General features: G+C 30.4%; 28 protein-coding genes, 2 pseudogenes and 1 other annotated feature. Of the genes and pseudogenes, 25 read left to right on the top strand and 5 right to left on the bottom strand.

The window, feature by feature from the left end:
• The first annotated feature begins 110 nt into the window (after window positions 1–110).
• Window positions 111–401, top strand: coding sequence for a hypothetical protein (locus AGR56_RS02060; protein WP_053240939.1), 291 nt, complete (start codon window positions 111–113; stop codon window positions 399–401).
• A gap of 161 nt (window positions 402–562) precedes the next feature.
• Here the strand turns inward: AGR56_RS02060 and AGR56_RS20620 are convergent, their stop codons facing one another.
• The 3 genes from AGR56_RS20620 to AGR56_RS02045 all read right to left on the bottom strand — a co-directional run bounded on the left by AGR56_RS20620 (window position 563) and on the right by AGR56_RS02045 (window position 3,964).
• Window positions 563–1,234: a BON domain-containing protein gene (locus AGR56_RS20620; protein WP_198149901.1), complete on the bottom strand. Its 672-nt coding sequence runs from the start codon at window positions 1,232–1,234 to the stop codon at window positions 563–565.
• Between the two features lie 141 nt (window positions 1,235–1,375).
• Window positions 1,376–2,665, bottom strand: coding sequence for a chloride channel protein (locus AGR56_RS02050; protein WP_242851256.1), 1,290 nt, complete (start codon window positions 2,663–2,665; stop codon window positions 1,376–1,378).
• Window positions 2,666–2,788: 123 nt separating this feature from the next.
• Entirely contained in the window at window positions 2,789–3,964 is a 1,176-nt protein-coding gene (locus AGR56_RS02045; protein WP_053243258.1) for a cation:proton antiporter, read from the bottom strand.
• Between the two features lie 59 nt (window positions 3,965–4,023).
• Window positions 4,024–4,084: a sequence feature (sodium ion sensor (DUF1646 type); this cis-regulatory element may regulate processes involved in with the transportation of sodium ions), on the bottom strand.
• Between the two features lie 504 nt (window positions 4,085–4,588).
• Between AGR56_RS02045 and AGR56_RS21135 the strand changes: the two genes are divergently transcribed.
• The 24 genes and pseudogenes from AGR56_RS21135 (at window position 4,589) to AGR56_RS01960 (ending at window position 21,150) form a co-directional block, all read left to right on the top strand.
• A complete protein-coding gene (locus tag AGR56_RS21135; protein WP_242851255.1) occupies window positions 4,589–4,924 on the top strand; it encodes a hypothetical protein in 336 nt (111 codons plus the stop codon).
• Window positions 4,900–5,355 carry a DUF2087 domain-containing protein gene (locus AGR56_RS21130; RefSeq protein ID WP_242851254.1) on the top strand — a complete coding sequence of 152 codons (456 nt, stop codon included), beginning with the start codon at window positions 4,900–4,902 and terminating at the stop codon, window positions 5,353–5,355. Before AGR56_RS21135 ends, AGR56_RS21130 begins: the two co-directional genes overlap by 25 nt.
• Window positions 5,355–5,765 carry an MFS transporter gene (locus AGR56_RS21125; protein ID WP_053240938.1) on the top strand — a complete coding sequence of 137 codons (411 nt, stop codon included), beginning with the start codon at window positions 5,355–5,357 and terminating at the stop codon, window positions 5,763–5,765. Before AGR56_RS21130 ends, AGR56_RS21125 begins: the two co-directional genes overlap by 1 nt.
• A gap of 8 nt (window positions 5,766–5,773) precedes the next feature.
• A complete protein-coding gene (locus AGR56_RS21120; RefSeq protein ID WP_231017405.1) occupies window positions 5,774–5,926 on the top strand; it encodes a hypothetical protein in 153 nt (50 codons plus the stop codon).
• Between the two features lie 29 nt (window positions 5,927–5,955).
• Window positions 5,956–6,321, top strand: coding sequence for a hypothetical protein (locus AGR56_RS21115; RefSeq protein WP_242851253.1), 366 nt, complete (start codon window positions 5,956–5,958; stop codon window positions 6,319–6,321).
• 352 nt (window positions 6,322–6,673) lie between these two features.
• A complete protein-coding gene (locus tag AGR56_RS02025; protein WP_053240936.1) occupies window positions 6,674–7,291 on the top strand; it encodes an NUDIX domain-containing protein in 618 nt (205 codons plus the stop codon).
• Window positions 7,292–7,314: 23 nt separating this feature from the next.
• Window positions 7,315–7,488, top strand: a complete 174-nt coding sequence (locus tag AGR56_RS21110) for a hypothetical protein (RefSeq protein WP_231017408.1) — start codon at window positions 7,315–7,317, stop codon at window positions 7,486–7,488.
• Between the two features lie 13 nt (window positions 7,489–7,501).
• Complete coding sequence (locus AGR56_RS21105) at window positions 7,502–7,774, top strand: GNAT family N-acetyltransferase (protein WP_231017409.1); 273 nt, start codon at window positions 7,502–7,504, stop codon at window positions 7,772–7,774.
• Between the two features lie 10 nt (window positions 7,775–7,784).
• Entirely contained in the window at window positions 7,785–8,405 is a 621-nt protein-coding gene (locus tag AGR56_RS02015) for an O-methyltransferase (protein WP_053240935.1), read from the top strand.
• 20 nt (window positions 8,406–8,425) lie between these two features.
• Window positions 8,426–8,944 carry a GNAT family N-acetyltransferase gene (locus AGR56_RS02010; protein WP_053240934.1) on the top strand — a complete coding sequence of 173 codons (519 nt, stop codon included), beginning with the start codon at window positions 8,426–8,428 and terminating at the stop codon, window positions 8,942–8,944.
• Between the two features lie 28 nt (window positions 8,945–8,972).
• The gene (locus AGR56_RS21100; protein ID WP_242851251.1) at window positions 8,973–9,248 is read left to right on the top strand and encodes a hypothetical protein; all 276 of its coding nucleotides are present in this window, start codon (window positions 8,973–8,975) and stop codon (window positions 9,246–9,248) included.
• Between the two features lie 21 nt (window positions 9,249–9,269).
• Window positions 9,270–9,575: a hypothetical protein gene (locus AGR56_RS21095; protein ID WP_231017411.1), complete on the top strand. Its 306-nt coding sequence runs from the start codon at window positions 9,270–9,272 to the stop codon at window positions 9,573–9,575.
• 932 nt (window positions 9,576–10,507) lie between these two features.
• Entirely contained in the window at window positions 10,508–11,014 is a 507-nt protein-coding gene (locus tag AGR56_RS21090) for a hypothetical protein (RefSeq protein ID WP_242851250.1), read from the top strand.
• Complete coding sequence (locus AGR56_RS02000) at window positions 11,007–12,407, top strand: LTA synthase family protein (RefSeq protein WP_242851249.1); 1,401 nt, start codon at window positions 11,007–11,009, stop codon at window positions 12,405–12,407. Before AGR56_RS21090 ends, AGR56_RS02000 begins: the two co-directional genes overlap by 8 nt.
• Before the next feature lie 220 nt (window positions 12,408–12,627).
• Window positions 12,628–16,023 (top strand): efflux RND transporter permease subunit, encoded by a 3,396-nt coding sequence (locus tag AGR56_RS01995; protein WP_242851248.1) that lies wholly within the window; start codon window positions 12,628–12,630, stop codon window positions 16,021–16,023.
• 178 nt (window positions 16,024–16,201) lie between these two features.
• Window positions 16,202–16,883: pseudogene (locus AGR56_RS01990) on the top strand (response regulator transcription factor).
• Between the two features lie 296 nt (window positions 16,884–17,179).
• A complete protein-coding gene (locus AGR56_RS01985) occupies window positions 17,180–17,839 on the top strand; it encodes a sensor histidine kinase (protein WP_242851246.1) in 660 nt (219 codons plus the stop codon).
• On the top strand, window positions 17,778–17,927 hold the full coding sequence (locus AGR56_RS21085) for an ATP-binding protein (protein WP_242851245.1): 150 nt from the start codon (window positions 17,778–17,780) through the stop codon (window positions 17,925–17,927). Before AGR56_RS01985 ends, AGR56_RS21085 begins: the two co-directional genes overlap by 62 nt.
• A gap of 105 nt (window positions 17,928–18,032) precedes the next feature.
• Window positions 18,033–18,799, top strand: a pseudogene (locus AGR56_RS01980) (ABC transporter ATP-binding protein).
• Complete coding sequence (locus AGR56_RS21080) at window positions 18,789–19,577, top strand: FtsX-like permease family protein (RefSeq protein WP_242851244.1); 789 nt, start codon at window positions 18,789–18,791, stop codon at window positions 19,575–19,577. The pseudogene AGR56_RS01980 and the gene AGR56_RS21080 overlap by 11 nt, the downstream one beginning before the upstream one ends.
• A gap of 119 nt (window positions 19,578–19,696) precedes the next feature.
• The gene (locus tag AGR56_RS21075; RefSeq protein WP_242851243.1) at window positions 19,697–20,083 is read left to right on the top strand and encodes a hypothetical protein; all 387 of its coding nucleotides are present in this window, start codon (window positions 19,697–19,699) and stop codon (window positions 20,081–20,083) included.
• Window positions 20,084–20,165: 82 nt separating this feature from the next.
• Entirely contained in the window at window positions 20,166–20,642 is a 477-nt protein-coding gene (locus AGR56_RS01970; protein ID WP_053240933.1) for a DUF3189 family protein, read from the top strand.
• Window positions 20,643–20,699: 57 nt separating this feature from the next.
• Window positions 20,700–21,002, top strand: coding sequence for a GNAT family N-acetyltransferase (locus AGR56_RS01965; protein ID WP_053240932.1), 303 nt, complete (start codon window positions 20,700–20,702; stop codon window positions 21,000–21,002).
• Window positions 20,959–21,150 (top strand): hypothetical protein, encoded by a 192-nt coding sequence (locus tag AGR56_RS01960; RefSeq protein ID WP_053240931.1) that lies wholly within the window; start codon window positions 20,959–20,961, stop codon window positions 21,148–21,150. The genes AGR56_RS01965 and AGR56_RS01960 overlap by 44 nt, the downstream gene beginning before the upstream one ends.
• 147 nt (window positions 21,151–21,297) lie before the next feature.
• On the opposite strand, the gene arsA is transcribed toward AGR56_RS01960, so the two are convergent.
• On the bottom strand, window positions 21,298–23,049 hold the full coding sequence (gene arsA / locus AGR56_RS01955; RefSeq protein WP_053240930.1) for an arsenical pump-driving ATPase: 1,752 nt from the start codon (window positions 23,047–23,049) through the stop codon (window positions 21,298–21,300).
• A gap of 14 nt (window positions 23,050–23,063) precedes the next feature.
• A complete protein-coding gene (gene arsD / locus AGR56_RS01950; RefSeq protein ID WP_053240929.1) occupies window positions 23,064–23,420 on the bottom strand; it encodes an arsenite efflux transporter metallochaperone ArsD in 357 nt (118 codons plus the stop codon).
• Window positions 23,421–23,537: the final 117 nt, after the last annotated feature.

The raw sequence follows: 23,537 nt of genomic DNA, 5'->3' as shown, positions 1-23,537 counted from the left end.
TTGACTATCGAACAAATGTTCACTATAATACAAATATAGGGAACATTTGTTCTTTTTATTTGTAAAATAGGTAAGTTAATAGCGGTCTTACTATAAATGGAGGAATTAATATGGATGAAAATAATATATTTGTTAGATTAAGCTATAAGGGTAAGGACGAAAATAAAAATAGTGAATCTGAAAAAAGTAGTATAAAAACTAAAGTTAGAAATTGTAATATTTCTTCTCAAAAATATATGATTGGTGGAGGAGTATATAATAGAAAAGGTGGAACTATATTTTTCGCAGCTAAAAATTTAAAAGAAGTAAATGATGTAACACAAAATAAAAATGCGTTTGTAAAAAACTCGCTTGTTAAATATCATATTTTTATTGTGCCAAAAGCTTTAGAATGCAGATAAAAATTAGAGTAAAGAGCAGAGCAAAGATTTATCTTGCTTGTATCAAATAAGTCTTTGAAAGTAAAAAAATACTGTAATATTATTAAAATTTGCATTTATTTTTAGGTTTTCTGTGATAACAGAAAATTATCTATAACTATACTCTTTACTCTATAATTGTTTTAGTCTTTAATTCCAGTTTTCCATGGGCGAGGTTTTAAGTGATTTTCAACGTGTTTTACTGTTTCAATGCTTTCAATAAGGTCAACTATATAAGCTATCTCTCTTTCGTTTGTTGCAAAACCATTTAAGATAACATTATTTCTTTTTACAGTATAGACTATGTCTGATATATTGATTCTATTTTCTACTAGTTTTTGATAGATAGTATTGTTCAGGTTTATATCTTCACTAGTTCCACTAACATCGATATTATTGACAACGTCTTTTATTCCGTAAGTTTTACAAGCAACCATTAATGCTTCCTTTTTGTATTTTTCGTTTTCTATTTCACCTATTAACATCGCTGATCCACCGTTTACTTTTCCTGTTATACCTAGAAACTTATTACTATTAGGGACGTTTTTTAAATTGCTATTTAATTCTTGAGTAAGTTCTTTATCTGTAACAGTTCCATCTGTAGTTATTGCAATGTCATTTTCTATTTTTTTAACTCCTTGAACTTTTTTTGCAATTTCTTCACATTTTAATTTTTCATACAATACATTAGCAACTCCTGTTAAAATTACACAACCATTTCTTGTTGTTACATGAATATCATTTGCGGTATCTTCCATTTCTTTTATAATATTATTCTTAATTGAAGTAGATATTGAATCATCATAAGAAGTCATCAAAAACGCCTTCTTTCAATTAAATTATTTTGTTACTATTAGTTTGTACATAATTTAAAATATTATATTATTTAAAGTAATTCTTATATGGAATATAAAATTATAAATCTAAAATAATTAAGAATATGTAAAAATAATAAACTAATGGAAAAAATTATTTTTCTTTTTAAGAAGTGAAGACATTATATGCTTTTTTGAAATTAAATTTGTTTCACTAACATCTTTTACTTCAATATTTGTCTTTATTTTAAGTGAAGGAGTTTTTGATGACATAACAAATTGAGTTGGATAAATACTTTGGTGTCCAACAACTATATAACTTATTCCAATTGCTATTGCTGCATATATTCCAACATCATTTCCAAATAACTCCATAGCGATTATTATAGATGCTATGGGTACATTTGAACATGCAGCTAAAAATGCAGCCATACCTATTGCAGAATAGAAAGCTATATTTAAGCCCAATATTTGAGCCCAAGTATTGCCAAATGAGGAACCTATGAAAAGCATAGGGGTAAGAATGCCGCCGCTGCCTCCGGAGCCTAAAGTTAAAGCTGTTGTTAGAGATTTGGTTATAAATGAAAAATTACCAGTTTTTGTTCCTAACACGATTTTACTTATAGTTTCATCTCCTATTCCAAGAGAGGTAAAGGAATTTGTTATATAAACCATTGATATTATTATGATACCGCCTATAATACCTTTTAATGGTGAATAAATTTTTATTTTTTTAAAAATATGTTCTATATATTTAACGATTTTAATAAATAATATAGCTAAAAATCCAGTTGCTATTCCAAATATACATATGTTTATGAAAGAATTAATCTGATTTTTAGGTACATACTTTATTCTGAAAATTAAAGGCTTATTTCCCATATACAAGCCAACGTAGTAGCTTACAAAGGACGATATAAGGGAGGGTAAAAGCGATATATAAGATAATTTGCCTATGTATAAAACTTCGCAGGCAAATATAGCAGCACCAACAGGAGCATTAAATACGGATACAAAACCTGAACTTATTCCGCATACCACAAGTCTTCTTTTATCCATTATGTCCATTTTTGTGATGTTGCCTAAAAAAGATGATATAGCACCTCCAATTTGAGTGGCAGGGCCTTCAAGACCAACAGAACCTCCAAAAATTATTGTTATAAATGTGGTTAAAAGTTTTACTGGTACTACAGCAATCTTCATATTTCCTTTGTTACGATTGACACTTTCAATTGCTTTTTCAGTTCCATGACCTTTGGCGTCAGGAGCTAATTTTATTATTATAAAGCTGCTTAAAAAGAGAGCTAATGGTAAAAATAGATAGTAATATTGAAATTGGCTTGTAAATTTAACGCTATATTTATCAGTTTTATAAATATAGTAGTAAAAGAGCCTACTATTAGGCCTATGATTATTGAAAGCAATGTCCATTTTAAAGCACTTCCAACAAAAATTGACTCGTAAATAGTAAGCCTTTTTAAAGATTTCATAAAAGTAATCACCTCTTTGGTTAAGTGTTATTACTTTAAATTATGAAATGAAAGTATTCATTTGTCAAACTGCTTTGTCAATTAACTTGTCTGTTTTTCGTGAGTAAGATATTTTAAGAAGTATTGGAGTTACTATAGTTGAGAGTATTACAACAACAATTGTTGGAAGAAATATTTCCTCGGATATTATATGCTTATTAAGTCCTATATTTGCAGTTATGATTGCAACTTCACCTCTTGAAATCATGCCAACACCAACTTGAATAGCTTCGCTTCGTGACATTTTAAAAAGCCTTGCTCCAAGACCACAGCCGAGTACTTTTCCTATAACTGCAATTATAAACATAACTAATGTTATAAGTATTACTTCTGTATTTACCCCTTTTATACTCGCAGATATACCAACAGAAGCAAAGAAGATAGGGGATAAAAATGATCCTGAAATTACTTTTATTCTTTTTTCTATATATTCTTTATGTCTTATAGGAGATAATACTAAGCCAAATATATATGCACCAGTTATAGCTGCTATTCCAAGTTCCTCTGCTGCAAAGGCGCATATGAGAGCAAATGCAATAGCTATAAGAGCCAATCCACTTTGAGGTTTAAACTTTTGAGTGATTTTGTCTATATATTTTGGCAAAAATACTAGCGATAAAATACATGCTATGCAGAATATTGCTATTTTCACAAAGGTAGCTATAAGAGATGTGTTTCCTCCTCCCGATGAGTCCGCTGTTGCAAGTATTACAGATATTAAAATAAGACCTAAAACATCATCTATCACAGCAGCACCAAGTATATTTATACCGGATCTTGTATTAAGTTTTCCAAGTTCAGTGAGGGTTTGAACTGAAATACTTACGCTGGTTGCTGTTAATATTACCCCAACAAATAGGTTTTCCCAAAAGTTATTAAAGAATGCGTAAGCTGATGCAGTTCCGAGTATTAGAGGAACCAGCACTCCAAGACATGCAATTACAAAAGAGCTTTTTCCAGCTTTTTTTAATTCTTCAAGATTTGTTTCTAATCCTGCGAGAAACATTAGCATTATAACTCCCAAATTAGATAAAAGTGTTATGCTGCTGTTTGGTTGAATAAGGTTTAAAACAAATGGTCCCAAAAGTACACCTGCTATAAGTTCACCAAGCACACCAGGCATTTTGAAATGCAAGCTTATTATAGAGCCTATTTTAGTAAAGATTAAGATTAGAGCTATATCGAGATAGATCTTTTCCATAAACAAATCATCCTCCTTTAAATTTTTGTATGCAAAAAGGGCAGGAAATTCCTTTTTGGAATTTCCCACCCCAGAAATTCAATTCTCTTGAAAGCAAATAAAAAGTAAATTTGCCCAACCGAAAAATCAGTGAAAAAATATTGATTTTATTATTATATTAACAGATTAATCGTAAAATATCAACAAAAAGTGAAGTAACAATGCTTCGTCACGTTAAAAAAATCCTATAAATCTAAGTGATTATTTAAAAAAAGTGGTTGCTTTGGGTTCTAGAAGGATAATGGGCAAAGCCCAAACCCCGCGTATGTTTATACTCGCATACGTTCAGACAGATTGAAATATCTAAGTATTTTACAATTTTTGAACCAAGATTTATTAGAATTTTTTTAAATCGTTCCTTCAGCATTCTTACTTCACTCCCACGGTAGTGCAAGGAAAAAATTCCTCCGTTCCTACGGAATTTTGGCGTGAATCTTTATAGTGCATTATTTAAACAATTTATCATTCAATATACTTTGTGTTGTACTTTAAAAAATAAACAAAAATAAAAAGCGTTGACTTATACATAAACAAAAAGATATAATGTTTACATAGTAATAATTTGAAATTAAGGAGGAACAGTTTGTGGATGTTTCAGAAGTGTTTTGGAATTCACCTATAGAGGATATTAAAAGAGGCTACATTTATGATGACAAAAAGGAAATTTATACATGCATTATATGTGGAGAGAGTTTTGAAAAGGGAGTGATTTACAAAAGTGGTGATGATTTTTATGAGGCTGAAAAATATATGAAACTTCATATAGTAAAAGAACATGGTTCAGTTTTTGACTATCTTATAAATATGAATAAAGCTTATACAGGGCTTACTGATATACAAAGTGAATATTTAGCTTACTATAAAAATAATTTTCTGATAAAGAAATATCAGAAAAAATGGGTGGAAGTCAGTCAACTATAAGAAACTATAGGTTTAAACTTAGGGAAAAAGAAAAGCAAGCAAAGGTGTTTTTAGCAATTATGGGTATTATTAAAGATGAAAAAGAAAATCTAAAACAGGATAAAAAGGAGGAATTGATAACCGTGCACAAGACTGCAAATATGACAGACGAACGTTTTGCTATAACTGAAAGTGAAGAGGATAAAATTATTAAAAACTATTTTGATAAGGAAGGTCATCTTAAGGAATTCCCATCTAAAGAAAAGAAGAAAATAGTAGTATTAAGATATATTTTACAGAATTTTAAAAGCGGAGAGAAATATAATGAAAAGCAAGTTAATCTGGTACTTAAAAGAATATATGATGATTATGTTTCTATTAGAAGAGCGCTTATAGAATATGGTTTTATGGACAGAAAAGATGACTGTAGTGAATATTGGGTGAAGGATTAATGAGTAATAAAAGAAATTTTACATTATATTTGGGTGGAAGATTTATATCGCTCATAGGAACTGGGGTGCAGCAGATAGCCCTTCCTCTTTTTATTCTTGATTTGACTCATTCTGGCATGCTTATGGGAATATTTTCAGTGTTTGTATTAGTGCCGAATCTCGTAATATCGCCTTTTGCAGGAATACTTGGAGATAGGAAAGACAGAAGGAAGATAATGATTGTGTCTGATTTTGGAAGAGGCATTTTAATATGTTTGCTGGCATCTTTGGCTTTAAGCGGAAATATGAGTATTTATATTTTATTTTTTGTTCAAATATTCGTATCAATTATGGACAGTGTATTTGGAGCAGCTTCTAGCGCAATTATAGGTGAATTACTTGAGGAAGATGAATTATTTATGGGCTTTTAGGTATAAAAATGGTGTTTTTAATAAATGGAGCATCGTTTGTTATATCTGGTGTATTGTCTATGTTTATGATTTATAAGTGCAAGAATCGTAAAAATGAGAAAATAACCTTAAAGACATTTGCACGTGATAATATATCTGTTATTAAGTTTATAAGTAACTAGGTTTAATAGGAGAAACAACAGTGTTAGTTATGTTATCAATTGTAGTTTTTCCTAAGGCAATTAAATTAGTTGGAGGACGTTCTCTTTTACTGTTTTGCATTCTTATATGCACATTTTCGGCTATAGGAATGTTTAATGCTTTTGTAAATACGCCAATTAGTACAAATCTTCAGAAGCTGGTTCCAAATAGCATGCGTTCAAGATTTTTTTCACTGCTTGGAATGTTATCACAAGGGGCAATACCATTAGGATCAATTTTATATGGAGTTCTCCTAGATAAATTTAAGTATTATTACATACTGTTTATAATTGTTATGTTAAATGCTTTAGTAACAGGAGTATTCATAATTAAGGCAGTAAAGGAAGCTTATGAACCAGAAAGCATATATAGGTAAACAAGCTGAAAGGTTGAGAGGACTAATACTAAATTCATCTCGATAAACTGGAATTTAACTCAGAGTACAAAGTACAGAGGACAGAGTTCAGTGAAGGATGATTTTTCTCCGCTGTCGCTACAAAAAATCTTAAACTTAATGCACGCAAAGCGCTTAAAATATAGTGCTCAGCGTAGCTGACACTATTAAGTTCTAAGATTTACCTGAGAGAAACGAAAGGTAAATCCACCTTCACTGTACTCTGCACTTTGTACTCTGTGCTCTGAATCAACTTCCAGTTTGTCAGGATAAACATGGAACTTGCAATTTTAAAGTTTCATGTTGTTTATCTATAATTTAAGGGGGTAATTACATAGTGGATGAATATTTAGATGTATTTGATGAAAATGAAAAATTAATTGGAAAAGCTTTGAGAAAGAATGTTCACAAAAATGGATATTGGCACAGAACTTTTCAATGTTTTGTTATAAAAAAAGAAAATGATAAGAAATTTCTTTTGTTTCAAAAAAGACATCCGTTAAAAGACACTTCGCCTAATTTGTATGATACAAGTTCAGCAGGGCATCTTGTAAGTGGAGAAAGCTTAGAGGATGGAGTAAGAGAGCTTAAGGAGGAACTTGGAATTGATGTGAAATTCAGCAAGCTTATTCCTGCTGTAGTTTATAAAGAAGAGTATGATGGCAAAACATATATGGACAGAGAACATTGTCACATTTATTTTTATATGAGTAATGAAAAGCTTGAAAATTATATTTTACAGCTTGATGAGGTTGTAGGACTTGTTCAAATAGAGCTTAAAGAACTTATAAAATTACTTAATGATGAAGTAGAAAGCGTACAAGCTGATGGCTTCGAAGTTGATAGTACTGGAAGTAGAAGCGATATTCATAAAAAACTTTTTAAGAATCAGTTTGTCCCTCATGGTGAGGAGTACTATAGGAGAGTGTTTGAAGAGGCGCAAAAATATTAGATAAGAAGGTGAGTGAACAATGCATGATTTTTGAGACAGAGAAATTTAAAGTTGAGTTAACTCATACTGAAGATGTTTATGAAATTGCACAGGTATATAACTCTAATAAAAAATTCTTAATAAACCATATTGGAAAAGATAAAATAGATAGTAATTGGGTTGTTAAAGAATTAGAAGATATGAAAAAAATCAAATAAAGTAGCTGGAGCATTGGATTTTAAAGTTGAAAAAGAAACGTATTTGTCTATATTAATATTAAAAAGTGATTATAAAAGTAAAGGAATTGGCAAGCTGATATATGGGGCTTTAGAAAAGTATGCAAAATCACTTGAAAGTGAAACTATGAGGATAGATGTAGTTATAAATTATGATGCTAATGTGCTTAAATTTTGGAGTTCAAATGGCTTTGTTAAGTTTAAAGATATTAAGTTAAATTGGGAAGGAAAGGAACTTCCAGCGGTTATTATGAAAAAAGAAATATGAAGGTGATTTTATGAATAAGATAACAGAATATATTGATAGTTTTATTGATTTTGATAATAAACAATTAGAGGAAATTTGTAAGCAGGAAGAAAAAAGAAATGATATTAGGCCATCTATAGGCTTGGAAACTGGTAGATTTTTGGGCTTATTAATTAGATCAATGCAGGCTAAAAAAGTAATGGAATTTGGTACATGTCTTGGATATTCTACTATTTGGATAGCGCAGGCCTTAAGGGAGACAGGTGGGAGGCTTATATCGATTGAGTATGACAAGGGACTTTATGAGACTACTAAGAAAAATGTTGAGCTAGCTGGATTATCAAATATTGTGGATTTAAGATTAGGTGATGCAAGTAAAATAATTAATGAGGTTGAGGGACCTTTTGATATAATTTTGCAGGATTCTGATAAAGCTTTGTATGTACCAATGCTAGAAAAGTGCATAGAGTTAACTTGTAAAAATGGGCTCATAATTGCCGATGATGTTCTTTTTAAGCCCATGGGAATACCAGAAATATTTAGTACACCTATGGATGAATATGTTAAAGAGGTATTTTCAGATAACAGACTTTATACAACTATACTTCCAATAGGGGATGGGGTCGCTATAAGTACTAAGCTTTGTGATTAAGATAAAATTGGAGGTTTAATATGGAGAGATTAAAATTAAAAAATGACTATGAAGTTAAAAGAATTTATATAACTGAAACTAATAAGGTTAAAGATTTGTGTTTAAAATGTTCGGACTATTACATCCTTAGTGGCGGCGAACTTCCAGCAGAGGATGATGCAAAAGAAATATTCACAGCACTACCACCAGGTAAAGAGCATGAAGATAAGTTTGTATTAGGAATATTCAATAATATAAATGAACTTATAGGAATTATAGACATTGTAAGAAATTTTCCGATAGAAAGTACATGGATAATTGGGCTTATGCTTATTGAACCTAAAGAAAGAGGTAATGGTTTGGGGAGTGAAACACATAAAGAGTTGGTTAATTGGCTAAGAAATTTAGGAGCAAAAGTGTTAAGAATAGGTGTTATAAAAGAAAATCATAAAGCAATTAAATTTTGGACAAGTTTAGAATACAAAAAGGTTAATGAGATTGAAATGCAGTTTAATTTGAAAAAACATATTGTTTATAGCATGGAGCTTAAGATTAACTGATATAAAGTTTAAGTATGGAGAAAGTAAAATGAAGAATAAAATTTTTAATATGATAGAAATAAGAAAAATAATTGATAATAATTACGGTATTGGTGAGATTAAGGAGATAAAACCTATTTTAGAAGAGGCTTCTTCAGAGTGTTTTAAGATTATTTCTAAAAGTGAGGAGTATCTATTTAAGGATATAGAAATGATATTTATGAATCATCCTGATAAAGAGCCATTAATCAATGAGGTTTTATTGAAAAATGGAATTCCAGTGTCAAAATTTTATAAAACTAAGGATGGTAAGTATTTAGGATAATATTTAGGACATACTTTTCACTTGCAAAGTTTTGAAAAAGGTAAGGTTCTAGAAATGAATACGGCGCCCCAGTGGTTTATGGAAGAAAGTGCGGTTATACTTGGCAAAATTCACAAAGCTTTAGAGGGGATTTCACCATTAAGTGAGCAGAATATCATTGATTTAGAATATAGGATTAAGCTTTTAGATAAGGTAAAAGATATTAAACTTAATATTGATAAATTTACATATAAGAATACTCATGGCGATTATTTTATAAGTCAAATTTTATGCGGAGAAGATTCTATTAATGCAGTAATTGATTTTACATCTGCCTGCTGTATCTGATTATTTTAGTCAGTATTATGAATCAGAAAACTCTAATAAAACTGTGCTTTGCAAGTATGCTAATTGGTCTACAATGCTTTGCAGGTGGTTTAAGGAGAACATTGAAGGATTGTTCCAAAAATTAGTAAGTGAATTTGGTGTAAATTAGAAAGAAAAATTGGAATTTAGCGAGGTGATATTGATTTGGAATATTAAATAAAGCTAATAAATCTAAGACGATAAATCCTAAAAATCTAAGAGAATTTAATAACTCGCATACTCTCAAACAGATTAAATTCTCTAAGACTTTTACGATTTATCATCTAAGATTTATAAAGCTTTATTTAAACCATCCCAAGTCAACATCACTTCACTTAGATCGAAAAAGCAAGGAATATACACATATACGAGGTTTGGGCTTTGCCCATTATCCTTCTTAAACGAAATATTATGTACATTCTATAATCCGATTCTCTACGAAAAATACACTGTTAACAATGAAAATGATTATAAACTGATTAAATAATGTATTACAAAGATTTATGCTAAAATTCCGTAGGTACGGAGGAATTTTTTCCTTGCACTACTGTGAGAGTGAAGTAACAATGCTGAAGGAACGATTTAAAAAAATTCTAATAAATCTTGGCTCAAAAATTGTAAAATACTTAGATATTTCAATCTGTCTGAGCAATAGCGAGTTATTGAAATATCTTAGTATTTTATGATTTTTGAACCTTAGATTTATAGGATTTTTTTAACGCCACGAAGCATTGTTACTTCACAAATTCCAGTTTGTCAGGATGAATTTAATAGTGATAATTTTAATATTTCAAGTTGCTCATCTATATTTTGAAAATGTAACACAATAGAAACAATCTTGCAATACTTTTGTAACCTCTTTGTAATATAATTGTAATAATTATCAATGGATAAGTTTACTACGAGGTGATTTAGTGTATATTGATACCGTTAAACAAATTAACAAGAAAGAAAATTTAATAAAAGTATTAAAAAAAATAGTTGATTTTTTGCCTAAAAGTAAGTTTGTATATTATACAATCATTGCATTGATTATAAAGTCACTTTTAGTTATAGGAAATGTGTCGTATGAGAGACCAACTTTTGAAGATATTATAACATCTTACATGCAAATTCCACATTTATACATATATTTATGTTTTATATTGATACTTGTATCATTTTCTTATTTATTTAAAAATAGAGGGCATATGTGGTTTTTATTAGTGATGAATGTAGTTCTATCTATTTTGTTTGTGATAGATGTGTGGTACTACAGAGGATTCAATTCATTTCCAACATTATATTCTTTAAGAGAAACTGGCAATTTGGACAACCTTTCTTCTACTGTTTTTTCCTTAATACATAAATCTGATATTTTGTTTATTTTAGATGTTTTTATATTGATACCATACTGTATTATGAGGAAAAAAAATGTATAAGGAGTATCCAAGAAATATTGCATTGTTCATTGTATTATTTATTGTTGCAGCACGGTTTACTATTTATATTCCTTATAAGGTTAATACTTTGAAATTATATGATAAGGAACAGACTTTCTTTGAAGCAAAGTGGAAACCAAGTATAACAATTTGTAATTTATCTCCTGTAGGTTATCAATACTTAGATGCGTATAATTACTTTAAAAATTCTAAACGATTAAAATTGACAAATGATAATAAGCAAGAGATTAAGACTTGGTTTGAAAAGAAAAATGCAAGTAATTTACCGGATAATCAGTATAGTGGAATTTTTAAAGGAAAAAATCTGCTTGTTATACAAGTTGAATCTCTAGAGAACTTTGTCATAAATAGAAAAGTAAATGGTCAGGAGATAACTCCCAATTTAAATAAATTATTAGGAAATAGTTTATATTTTAATAATTATAATGAAGAAGTAAACCAGGGAACAACTTCTGATGCTGAACTTATGACAAATACGTCAATTTATCCTGTAGCTTCAGGAAGTACATTTTTTAGGTATCCTGATAATAAATACTATAATTCACTGCCTAATATATTAAAAAGAGAAGGATATTATACTCAAGCACTGCATGCAGATAAAGCTTCATATTGGAATTGGAAACCGGCATTACAGGCTATAGGCTTCCAGAACTGTATTGATTCCTCACAGTATAATCAAAATGAAACTATAGGCTTAGGGCTTAGCGACGGAAGTTTTTTAAAGCAGTCTGAATCAAGGATTAAAAATAGTGAAAATCCATATTATAATTTTGTTATAACAATGTCTGGACATGCTCCTTTTGAGTTACCTAAGCAGTATAGAGAGCTTAAGCTAAGCAGTGATCTTGATAGCTCACATCTTGGTGGATATCTCCAAAGTGTACATTATGAAGATAAACAAATAGGTATATTTCTTGATGATTTAAAAAAGAGTGGAGCTTTGGAAAACACTGCAGTAGTAATATATGGAGATCATTGTGGAATTCATAAGTATTATCAGAGTGAGGTCGAAAATACAAAAGGTGCTGAAAGCTGGATGATTGACAACCATAAGGAAGTACCTCTCATTATATATAGCAGTGATAATTCCATAAAGGGAAAAGAAATAAAGACGACTGGTGGAGAGGTTGATTTGATGCCAACAATTTTATATCTCATGGGTGCTGATAAGAAAGAATATATAAATACAGCTATGGGACGTAATTTGCTTAATACGAAAGAAAGTTATGCAGTGTGGTCTAACGGTGAATTTATAGGAAGTACTGAAAGTGAAGATAAGAAAAATGAGGCTTTAAAGGGCTTGGACATAGCAGATGAAATTATAAGAAGTGATTATTTTAAAGAGTATCCTAAGTATAATATTGAGAATTGATATTATTTTTAAGCTTACAACTTTGTAAGCTTTTTTTTAAGCATAATAAATTTAATAAATCTTCTTAACCATATAAAATTGTATATATTACGAGTTTTATGTGAATGGAGGATATAATATTGAACAGATTAACTAAATTTTCTCTTAAAAATATTTTTGTTATATTTCTTATAATAGTACTTATTGCAGCTGGAGGCTTTATTCCGCAAAGACTATAAACATGGAATCTATGCCTAATATAAATATACCGGTTGTAACAGCTGTAACTATATATCCAGGAGCATCACCAGAGGATGTTGCAAATGATATATCAAGGCCAATTCAAAAATCAGTTTCAGGTATAAAAGGAATACAGGATGTAAGAGCTACATCAAATGAAAATGTATCTATAGTAATAGCTCAATTTGATTATTCTACTGATATGGATAAAGCAGAAAAAAATGTGGAGGATGCTGTCAATAAAGTTAAATTTCCTGATAACGCTAAGAAACCAACAATTTCGAGAATAAGTATGGGAAGCGCTCCTGTGATGACATATTCTATAGAGAGCAGCAAAAATATAGATGAACTTACCAAAGTAGTTAATGATAAAATCGAACCAAAGCTTAGTGGGATTTCGGGAGTATCAAGTGTAGATGTACAAGGAACTTCTAAAGATGATATATACATAAAATTAGATAATGATAAGCTTAAGGAAAATGGACTGACAATTTCGGATGTAAAGACTGCATTGCAGGGAAATAATATATCTTTTCCTGCAGGTAATGTAAACATAGGGAATAGTACACTTCCTATACAAATGACTAAAAAACTTTATACAGTTGATGATGTAAAAGCTATGCCTATAGCAGTGCTTCCAAACCAAACAAAAGTTGTGGGAGAAGCTTTCCAAAAAGTTCAAGGTGGAATGACTCAATTAGGACAGGCTGTTGGCCAACTTGGTCATGGTATGGGACAATTAGGTCAGGCAGTAGGACAGCTTGGACAAGGCATGGGACAAATGGGACAGATGGTTGGAGGAAATACAGAGGCCATTGCAATATTGAGTCAAATGCAAAAAGCACAGGCTCAAATAATATCTGAGCAGGCAATTTTAAGTAATCCAAATTCATCGGTTAAAGACAAAGCAGTAGCACAGGCAACAATATCAGGTGCACAAACTGCACTTCAAAAGGTTCAGGAGCAGCTTGATAAGCTTATGAGTGAACAGGTGCAAAATGGTAAAGCACTAACTAGCGAAGCAAAGGGTTCATCATCTTCAACGCCTTCAACATCAATGCAGGCAAGCAGTAGTTCAAGCTCAAATAGTGGCGCTTCTAATAGTTCAAGCTCTTCTATGCAGGTTAAGGTTATTTACCTTAAAGATGTAGCAACAGTAACTAGAGGAAATGCTGATGAAACCTATTTTATAAGATCCAATACAAAAAATAGTATAATAATGAATGTTTATAAAACTGATGATGGAAATACCGTAAATATTGCTAAGGATGTAGAAAGCTCTCTTGATGATTTACAAAAATCAAACAGCGGAATTAAATTTAACAAGATAAATGATTCTTCAAAGTATGTTAAGGATTCTGTAAATGGAATGGTTAGAGAAGGTGTTCTAGGAGCTGTCTTTGCAATAGTTGTTATAGCTATATTCCTTAAAAATATAAGAGCAACTATAATAGCTGTAGTTTCCATACCACTTTCAATACTTATAGCATTAATACTTCTTCCTAGGCTTGGAATAACCTTAAATATAATGTCTCTTTCTGGAATGGCGGTAGCAGTAGGACGTATAGTTGATGATTCTATTGTTGTCATTGAGAATATTCACAGGCGAATTTTAAAGGATGATGTGCCGAAAGACAAGGTAGTTCAAGTAGCAACGGATGAAGTTTCCTCTGCAATAACTTCTTCTACAATAACTACCGTAGCAGTATTCTTACCACTGGCTATGATAAGCGGAATAGTAGGAAAGATATTTGTTCCATTCGCATTAACAGTTGTAATATGTATTCTAGCATCTCTTTTGGTTGCATTAACAGTTGTTCCTGTAATGAGCAGGCTTATGATATTGAATGAAAAACCAAAGTCAGAAAAGAAAGAAGGAGCTGCAGTAGGATTATATAAGAAGGTGCTTAGCGGAGCACTTAACCATAGAGCAGCAGTTATGGGGATTTCAATAATTATATTTGCGTTATCACTTTTTCTCATTAAGGGTGTTGGAGTTCAATTCCTGCCATCTGATACATCCAATGTGCTAAATGGAACAATAACCATGGCTCCAGGAACTTCCTCAGAAAAGACCAATGAAGAAGCTTTGGAATTTGAAAAGTATTTAGTAGGGAGAAAAGATGTTAAAACTGTAGTGAGTTCTATTGGAGACAATAGTTCAAGTTCATCTTCAGCTGGGTCTATTCAAGGGAGTAATGCAGGTAAACTGACTATAGTTCTTAAGGATGGAGTTAAAAATGATAAAGTGGCAAATGAAATCATAAAAGAAGCTTCAGAAATGTCCAATAAAGATGTTAAGATTTCTGTTGCTGCTCAAAGTCTAACTAGTGGCGGTAAGGATAATGTTGAAATACTAGTAAACGGAAACAACATAAACGATATAACAAAAGCTGCAAATAAGGCTACAGAAGCACTTAAAGGAGTGAAGGAACTTACAAATGTAAGCAATACTCTTTCGGCTAAAAAACCAGAAATTTCTGTGGCTATAGATAGTGTTAAGGCCGCTAATGAAGGCCTTTCACCAATGATAGCAGCTGGAATGGTCCAAAGCATTATGAATTACAACAGTGTTACTACAATACAATCAGGAAAAAATAATATAAATGTGTACTTGGGATATGATACTAAAGATATTAACTCTTTAGATAAGGTGAAATCAATTCAGCTTCAGGGAGCATCGGGAAATTTTAATTTAAGCGATATAGCAGAGGTTAAGATAGCAGATGGACCTGTAAGTGTAGCTGAGCTCAATGGAAACCAGTATGCCTCAGTTACAGCGGATATAAATGTAAAAGATACTCAAGAGGCTTCTAAAAAAGCTATGGATACAATTAAGGCAGTTAAAGGAATGCCAAATGGAGTTACCTTCACTCAAAATGGAAGTTCTAAAAGTATAAGTGATAGCTTCTCTCAAATGGGTATGGCAATGCTTGTAGCAATATTCATGGTTTATATAGTAATGGTGCTTGCCTTTGGAGAACCTAAAGCACCGTTTGCAATACTATTTTCACTGCCATTTGCAGCAGTAGGAGCCATATTCGCCTTACTTATAACAAGAGAGCCACTAAGTATTCCGGGACTTATAGGAATGCTCATGCTTATAGGAATAGTTGTAACTAATGCTATAGTTCTTTTAGATAGGGTGCAGAGCAACAGGAAAAAAGGAATGAAGGTAAGAGAAGCTCTGCTTGAAGCGGGTTCTATAAGGATAAGACCTATATTTATGACAGCAATTGCAACGATAATGGCACTTATGCCACTTGCAGCAGGTTTTTCAGAAGGAGCGGTAATTTCTCAGGGACTTGGTATAGTTGTTATAGGAGGTCTTGTGATATCTACAATGCTTACACTTATAATAGTTCCTGTAATGTATAGCATTCTTGAAAAAGATTAATATAAAATTTAATGATTATTGTGTTTTTAAGTGTATTTGGTATTTTATCAATACACTTATTTTTTATGTTTAATGATATAATAATTTTTATTACATAAATTAAAATGATATTAATTATATGACGTTAGTAATTTTAAACACTATGCATATAATGTGGTTTGCAAGATTGGAGGAAGTTATGTATAAAATTTTAGTAATAGAGGATGACAAAAAGCTTTGTAAATTTACAGAGGAATATCTTACAAGGTATAATTATGAAGTTTTTAATATAAATGATTTCAAAAAAAGTTGAGGAAGAATTTGAAAAGATAAAACCAGATCTTGTACTTCTTGATGTTAATTTGCCTTACTATGATGGATTTAATTTGTGCAGAATATTTAGAAGAGAATCAAAAGCTCCAATAATATTTATGTCTGCTAGAGACAGTGAAGGTGAGCAAATAAGAGGACTTGAAATTGGGGCGGATGATTATATAACAAAGCCATTTAGCTTTGAACTGCTGCTTGCAAAGGTTCAGGCATCCATTAGAAGGACATATGGTGAGTATTCAGAGGATAGTTTGCAGGTTTTTACGGTTAATGGTATAACTTTAGATAAAAATACGTTTAAAATGAGCTATAAAAATAAATCTATAGATATCACTAAAAACGAACTTAAGCTTATAAGTAAGCTTTTAAAAAACGTAGATAAAGTTGTTACTAGAGAAGAACTACTGGAAGAGTTATGGGATGAATCTTCCTTTGTAGATGATAACACACTTACTGTAAATGTAACAAGGGTGAAAAATAAACTTAGTGAAATAGGTATAGAAAATGCTGTTAAAAATAAAAGAGGCATTGGATACTACATAACTTTTTAGAAGTAAATATTACATTATGTTAGGAGTTTTTAAATGTACAAAAAAATCATTAAAAACTTTTTAAAGGAGAATATTTTTTATAGTATAAGCTTTTTTTTAAGCTCAGGAATAATACTTTTTTATTTTTATGTTTCTAGGAATATAACAGACTTTTTTATCCACTTCTTCTCGTATTTTCTATATATATTATTTTTATAACTGAGGAGTGGTTTAAATATTATAGATTTAATGTTAATTTAACTAGAGGAGTAGAGAGAGAATATTATAATCTTGAGGCAGCGACTCCAGAACAAAGGATGGCCCAAGAGGTCATTTTTAAGATACATAAAAAGTATGCAGAAGAAATAAGCAAAATAGATTATAGAAATTCTGATATAAAGTATTTCATTTCTCAGTGTATTCACAACATGAAAACACCTGTTTCTGTAATAAATTTAATAATTCAAAGAGAAAAAGATAATGTAGATAAAGAAGTTATAAAAAATCTTCAAGAAGAAAATTACAAAATAAAAAATGGTTTGGATCAAGTACTGAATGTAATAAGATTGGATCAATTTTCAAGAGACTATGAGCCAGAGGTAGTTGATCTTGTTGTGCTTGTTAAAAGGATAATCAATTCAAGAAAAAATCAGTTTATATATGGAAATGTATTCCCTAAAATTGAATTTAATATGGATAAAGCTTTAGTACTTACAGATAAAAAATGGAGCAGTTTCATAATAGATCAAGTGGTTTCAAATTCAATAAAATATTCTAAGATAAATAGGATAGGATATATTTTTTTTAATATAATTAGGGATGATAATAAGACACATATGATTATAAGAGATGAGGGTGTTGGAATACCTCAATATGACTTAAAGAGAATTTTTGAACCATTCTTTACAGGAGAAAATGGAAGAAAATTTGAAAATTCTAACTGGAATAGGACTTTATATCTGCAAAAAGATAGCTGATAATCTTGGACACGAAATATCAGTTGAATCAGAGGTTGGTGAAGGTACTTCTGTTAAAATCACGTATATTTCCAAGGAAATTCTTTAATACTTACAAAAATGTAAGTCAATATTAATATAAAAAGATTTGTTATATTAAATAACTTTTTTATAATATATCTATAATATTTTTTATGTAAAGGATGTGAAATTTTTGTACGTACTTCAAGCAGAAAATATAACAAAGGTTTACGGTGGAAGGCTTGAAATTAATTTAAATAATGCCTTAAATGGAATAAGTTTAAATATTGAAGAAGGAGAGTTTACTGCAATTATGGGTCCTTCAGGAAGCGGAAAAACAACTCTTTTAAATATATTAAGTGGTATAGATGAAGCAACCCTTGGAAATGTAAAGATAATGGGTAAGGATATAACCAATATTACAAGAGATGATATGGCTATTTTTAGAAGGGAAAACTTAGGCATAATATCTCAAGACTTTAACTTGATTGATGATTTGACTTTAGAGGAAAATGCCATTTTACCTCTTTTTATAAGAGACAATGTTGATGAAGAAGGTATAAGGAATAAAGTAGAGCAGCTTTTTAAGTTTTTTAATATATGGGAGGAAAAAGATAAATACCCTTATAATGTATCTGGAGGTCAGCAGCAGAGAGCAGCGGCTTGCAGAGCACTTATTACAAATCCTAAAATAATAATGGCAGATGAGCCACAGGAAATCTGGATTCAAAGGCTGCTACAAAATTTATGCAGTATATGCAGATGGTAAATGAAAATAGAAACAGCACTATAATAATGGTAACTCATGATTCTTATGCAGCAAGTTTTTGTAAAAGGGTGCTTTTTATAAAGGATGGAAAAATGTATACGGAAATTTATAGAAAAGAAGGAAAAAAGGATTTTTTTAATAGAATATTAGATTGTCTTGCCATAATCTGTGGTGAAGTAGATGAAATATAAAAAGGTTTTATTTAAAAGTTTAAAGATTAATTTTTTTAGATATGTAAGTTTTATATTATCTGTAGGTTTTGCTATAATGATAAATTTTATATATTCTGCGGTAATTTTAAATAGTTATATTTTAAAAAATAATGAAAGTATCTTTATAAACGATATAGTAAGGCTTTCTATCATATACATAATGATGTGTATCTCCATATTTATTGTATATTCCTATGATAGCTATATGAAATGGAGAACAAGTGAATTTAAAACATTTATCTTGCTTGGAATAACTAAAGTTGAATTAGAAAGGCTGCTTTTAATAGAAAGCACTATATTACTTACTACAGCCCTTATTTGGGGCACTTCTTTTGGTAGAATATTTTCTAAAATATTTTTTCTTTCAATAATTAAGCTGTGCGGACTTAAAAATGTACCTTTCGAAATTACATATAAAAACTATATTAATGTGCTTATATTATTTTTTTGGATATTTATATTGATAGTTCATAAGGTCTGTAGAATTTCTAGACTTCTTGATGCTAAAGAAATTTTAAGGTATAAAAATAAGCCTATACCAATGAAAAGTAAAAATAGAAAGCTAGAAATACTTATAGCAATACTAATAGCATGTGTACTTTATAAAAAAATGTCGGCACAATTTTCTAAAAGTATGGAGTTTTATGTTACAAATGTTTTTATAAGTATGCTTGTAGTTTATTTATCTTTTAATCCATTTATATGGCTTGTAAATAAGGCAATTAAAAAAACAAGTTTAAAAATTATATACAAATAAAAAGTATTAAGAGTATATTTGATACGGGTCGCAGTCTTACATTTTTGCTTGCATTTTTAAGTTTTATGGTTATATCCTATGTTAGAATTAATTACATATATAATTTACAATATAGAAATATGGATACTTTACTAATGGCTAATAGAGTGGATTTTATATCCTTCACATATACTTTTACTGTGATTTTATGCTTTATTATTTTTTCAACTATAATTTTTTATAAGGCATCCTTTGGGATACGCATGGTGAAAAAGTTATATGATAAACTGTTTAAAATAGGAATTACCCAAAATGAGTTTAAAAAGCTCATAGCAGTTAAATTATGTGCTGCTTTTTTTGGGCCGCTTGTGTTGAGCTTGCTTATGAGTGTAGTATATATTGAAATTTCAAATTTAAAGTTTGTTTTTTCTTTTAAGACAATGCTTATTTATATATTATACTTTTTGATGCTTTTAATGGGGTGCTTAGCTGCTAAAAGAAAATATGAAGAGGAAATTTTTAAGTAAGCGAATATTTTTTGAGTTTGGTAAGACACTATTTATATTAAGAATTATGTTAAAAAATACTTAAATAGAGCAGGTGGAAGATATGATAGTTGTTTACCATGACGTTGGGGGAGCACATTCAACAGCCGCAGCGGCCAATATGCATATAAATAAATTACCAATGGATAGGATCCCTACAAAGGAGGAACTATTAAAAATGCCTACCTTTGACAAGATAACAAAAACGGATATGGGGCACCTTATTTATATTGGTGATGATGAACATAAAAATAAAGTATACACACTAGCAAGACAGTATAAACCAGACTTGGTGATACCAGCAATTAAGGATATGTACTCTATTTTGGAACCTAATATGGATGAGCTTATGATAGTTGATACTATGCCAACTGTAAATTTACTCATGAAAATAGGAGGTTTTAGTTCTAGAAGACTACACTGGGTTAGCTTTGGAAGACCTATTGTAGTTAAGGGAACTCAGCAGGCTTATATGGATATAGTCAATATAGTCAAAGGGGTAAAAAATAATTTGAAGAATTATATAAAAAGTAATTCTTAATTATTATATAGGTTAGTGATATAATATAAAAAATTTAATAAATTAGGGGGTCAATTCATGATTTTTAGGACAGTAAAAAAGGAAGAATTAGACTATATTTTTAAGCTTGGATATAAGGTTTGGAGCAAAAATAGAACCTTTGAAAAGTATTGTTTAGATAATGGTAAGGAAGACGAATTTGGGACAAGATATGCCTTGGAGGAAAATGGTGAAATAGTAACGTCTATAATATTGCTTAAATTTAAGCCAATTGAAGGTATCAGTGCATATGGAATAGGATCATTTGTTACTCCGGAAAAGTTTAGAGGTAAAGGATATGGACAAGCACTTTTTGCAAAAAACTATTGGAACTGTATATAAAGAAAATCAAAGTGTAATTTTTCTCCACAGTGATTTAGAGCTTCTTTTTATGAAAAGTACGGTTTTAAAGTATTGCCTGATAAATTTCAGAAATATGGCAAAAGCGTATATATGGCATATTGCAGCAAAGAAGTATGGAATAAAATAGTTGTTTTGGATGCAAATCAACTACCAAAGTATTTCTAAAGCGTACAATTCACAATAGTAGTTAAATTTCCTTCATTTCACCATAGAAAAAATTTGATTATATTACATATCTTTTATGGTGAAATGATGGAAGAAGTCAAGCATTAGATTATTTTATCAACTTTTTTAGATTGTTGTCCTTAAGTTCCTCTTTGTTCCAAGCAACAACTGCAAAATTACCAGAAGAAATTTCATTTACTTTATTTATCCACTTAATTTCACTTTTAGCTTTTGTCTTTAAAAAATCACTTTTTGTATTAGAAAAAAATAAGCTTGAATTTATTATCCACCACTTATTATTAATTCCTGCTCTTTTTAAATCTTTTTGTAATCTCTCTGCCTCATATACAGGAGTTGCTTCGGGAAGGGTTATTATCACTACTTCAGTTTCATTTTTATTTCTTAGCCTAGGAAGAAGCTTTAAAACTGATTTTGGAATATCGCCCTCGGATCTTTGTATTTCTTTATTGTAGTTTTGAGTAGAATCCAAAAGTAGTAAGGTGTGCCCGGTAGGTGCTGTATCTATAACCACCACTTCATTCTCTGCTTTATCAACTATATTCGCAAAGGCCCTAAATACTGCAATTTCTTGTGTGCAAGGTGAGCGCAAATCTTCTTCTATATATGCAATATCTTCCTCACTTATAGTTTCTCTAGCCTTTGATAATACTTCTTTTTTATACTTCCTAAGTTCCTCTTTCTCATCTATTTTACTTGATTTTATATTAACACTTTCACTTATGACAAATTTTAAATGAGCTGCTGGATCTGTTGTAGCTAAGTGAACTTTTAATCCTTTTTCTGAAAGCCCAATTGCTATGGCTGCAGCTAAAGTAGTTTTACCAACACCCCCTTTTCCCATGGTAAAAATAACTTTCTTTTTATTTGAATACAAATCATCAATAAGACTTTTTATACCTTTTAAGTTTTTGGTATCAAGCCTATTACTGCTTTGTTCGACAGTGTCCTTTTTTAGCATCATTCTTACATTATCAATTCCTGTAACATTGTAAGATCTTAAAGGTATTTCATAAGTGGTCATACCCTTTAAGTTTTCTGAGATATTTTTAAGGGCAAGCTGTTGTCTGTTATATAAGCTATTTGATATTTCATCAACATTAGCTTCCGTTGGCATTACGCCATTAATGACTAAAAGTTGATTATTGATACCTATACCTTTTAATTCAAGAGAAGCTCTTTCAGCCTCCTTAAGTGGAGAATATTCAGGTCTTGAAACTAGTATTAATGTAGTTGTTTTACTATTTGATAGGATTTTAACAGCATTTTTGTACATTTCTTTTTTGCCTTCCAAACCGGATAATTGACCTAAGCAAGAAGCTCCATGTGTGCTTTCACTTATAAAATTACTCCAGGCTGATGGTAATTGCAGCATCCTTAAGGTATGACCAGTTGGCGCTGTATCAAATATAACATGATCATATTTTTTATTTATTTTTTTATCAGTTATAAAAGTAGAAAATTCATTAAACGCAGCTATTTCAACAGTACAGGAGCCAGAAAGCTGTTCTTCCATATTATTTATTACAGATTCAGGAAGTTTTCCTTTATAAGGAGCTAAAACGGCTTCTCTATATTCCCTTGCTGCTTCTTCTGGATTAAGATTTACTACTATAAGATTAGGAACATCTTTTATAGCTGTTCCCTTATTATTAAGTTCAACACCAAATACATCCTGTAGATTAGAAGCTGGATCTGTACTTATTAAAAGAATATTCTTGCCATGTTCCGCAAGTGTGACTGCTGTTGCACAAGCTGTTGAGGTTTTTCCAACGCCTCCTTTTCCAGTGAAAAATATATATTTAGTTAGTTTTATGCCTTCTGGGTTAAATAAATTGTACATTATGAACCTTCTTTCTAACAGCAGTTTTTCTTGGGTTTTTTGATACTTAAATGAGATATATCACGCTTAGATAATCCTGACCATGAGGCAAATTCATCATTTGTTGGGTATTCCTTAACTTTTACTATTTCACCATCGACAAGAGTTATTGGAAGCATATCTGCACCTTTATCCATTAAACATTCATTTATTTTTTGGTTATCTATAAAAGCCTGAGGTTCACTAGAAAGATTGTGCCTAGTAACTTTAACTCCTTTTTTAAGCATATTGTTAATAACTGTAGCAACCCTTAAAAGCTCCTTGTTTATGCTAGGACCGCATACTCCTGTAGAGCAGCACATGGCTGGGTCAAAAATTTCTATTTTACTCATTTTTATCGCTCCTTATAAAGATAAAACACTTGAAATTTGAAAATTAATTTGTACCAAAATGCTTTTCTTTGAGCATTATGGTACAAGTTGGTTTTGGAAGTTAAAATGGCTTCACTA

The sequence above is a fragment of the Clostridium sp. DMHC 10 genome, from assembly GCF_001270375.1.
Taxonomy (GTDB): domain Bacteria; phylum Bacillota; class Clostridia; order Clostridiales; family Clostridiaceae; genus Clostridium_S; species Clostridium_S guangxiense.
Note: the sequence above shows the minus strand (reverse complement) of the source record. Positions and strands in the feature narration are given on the sequence as shown.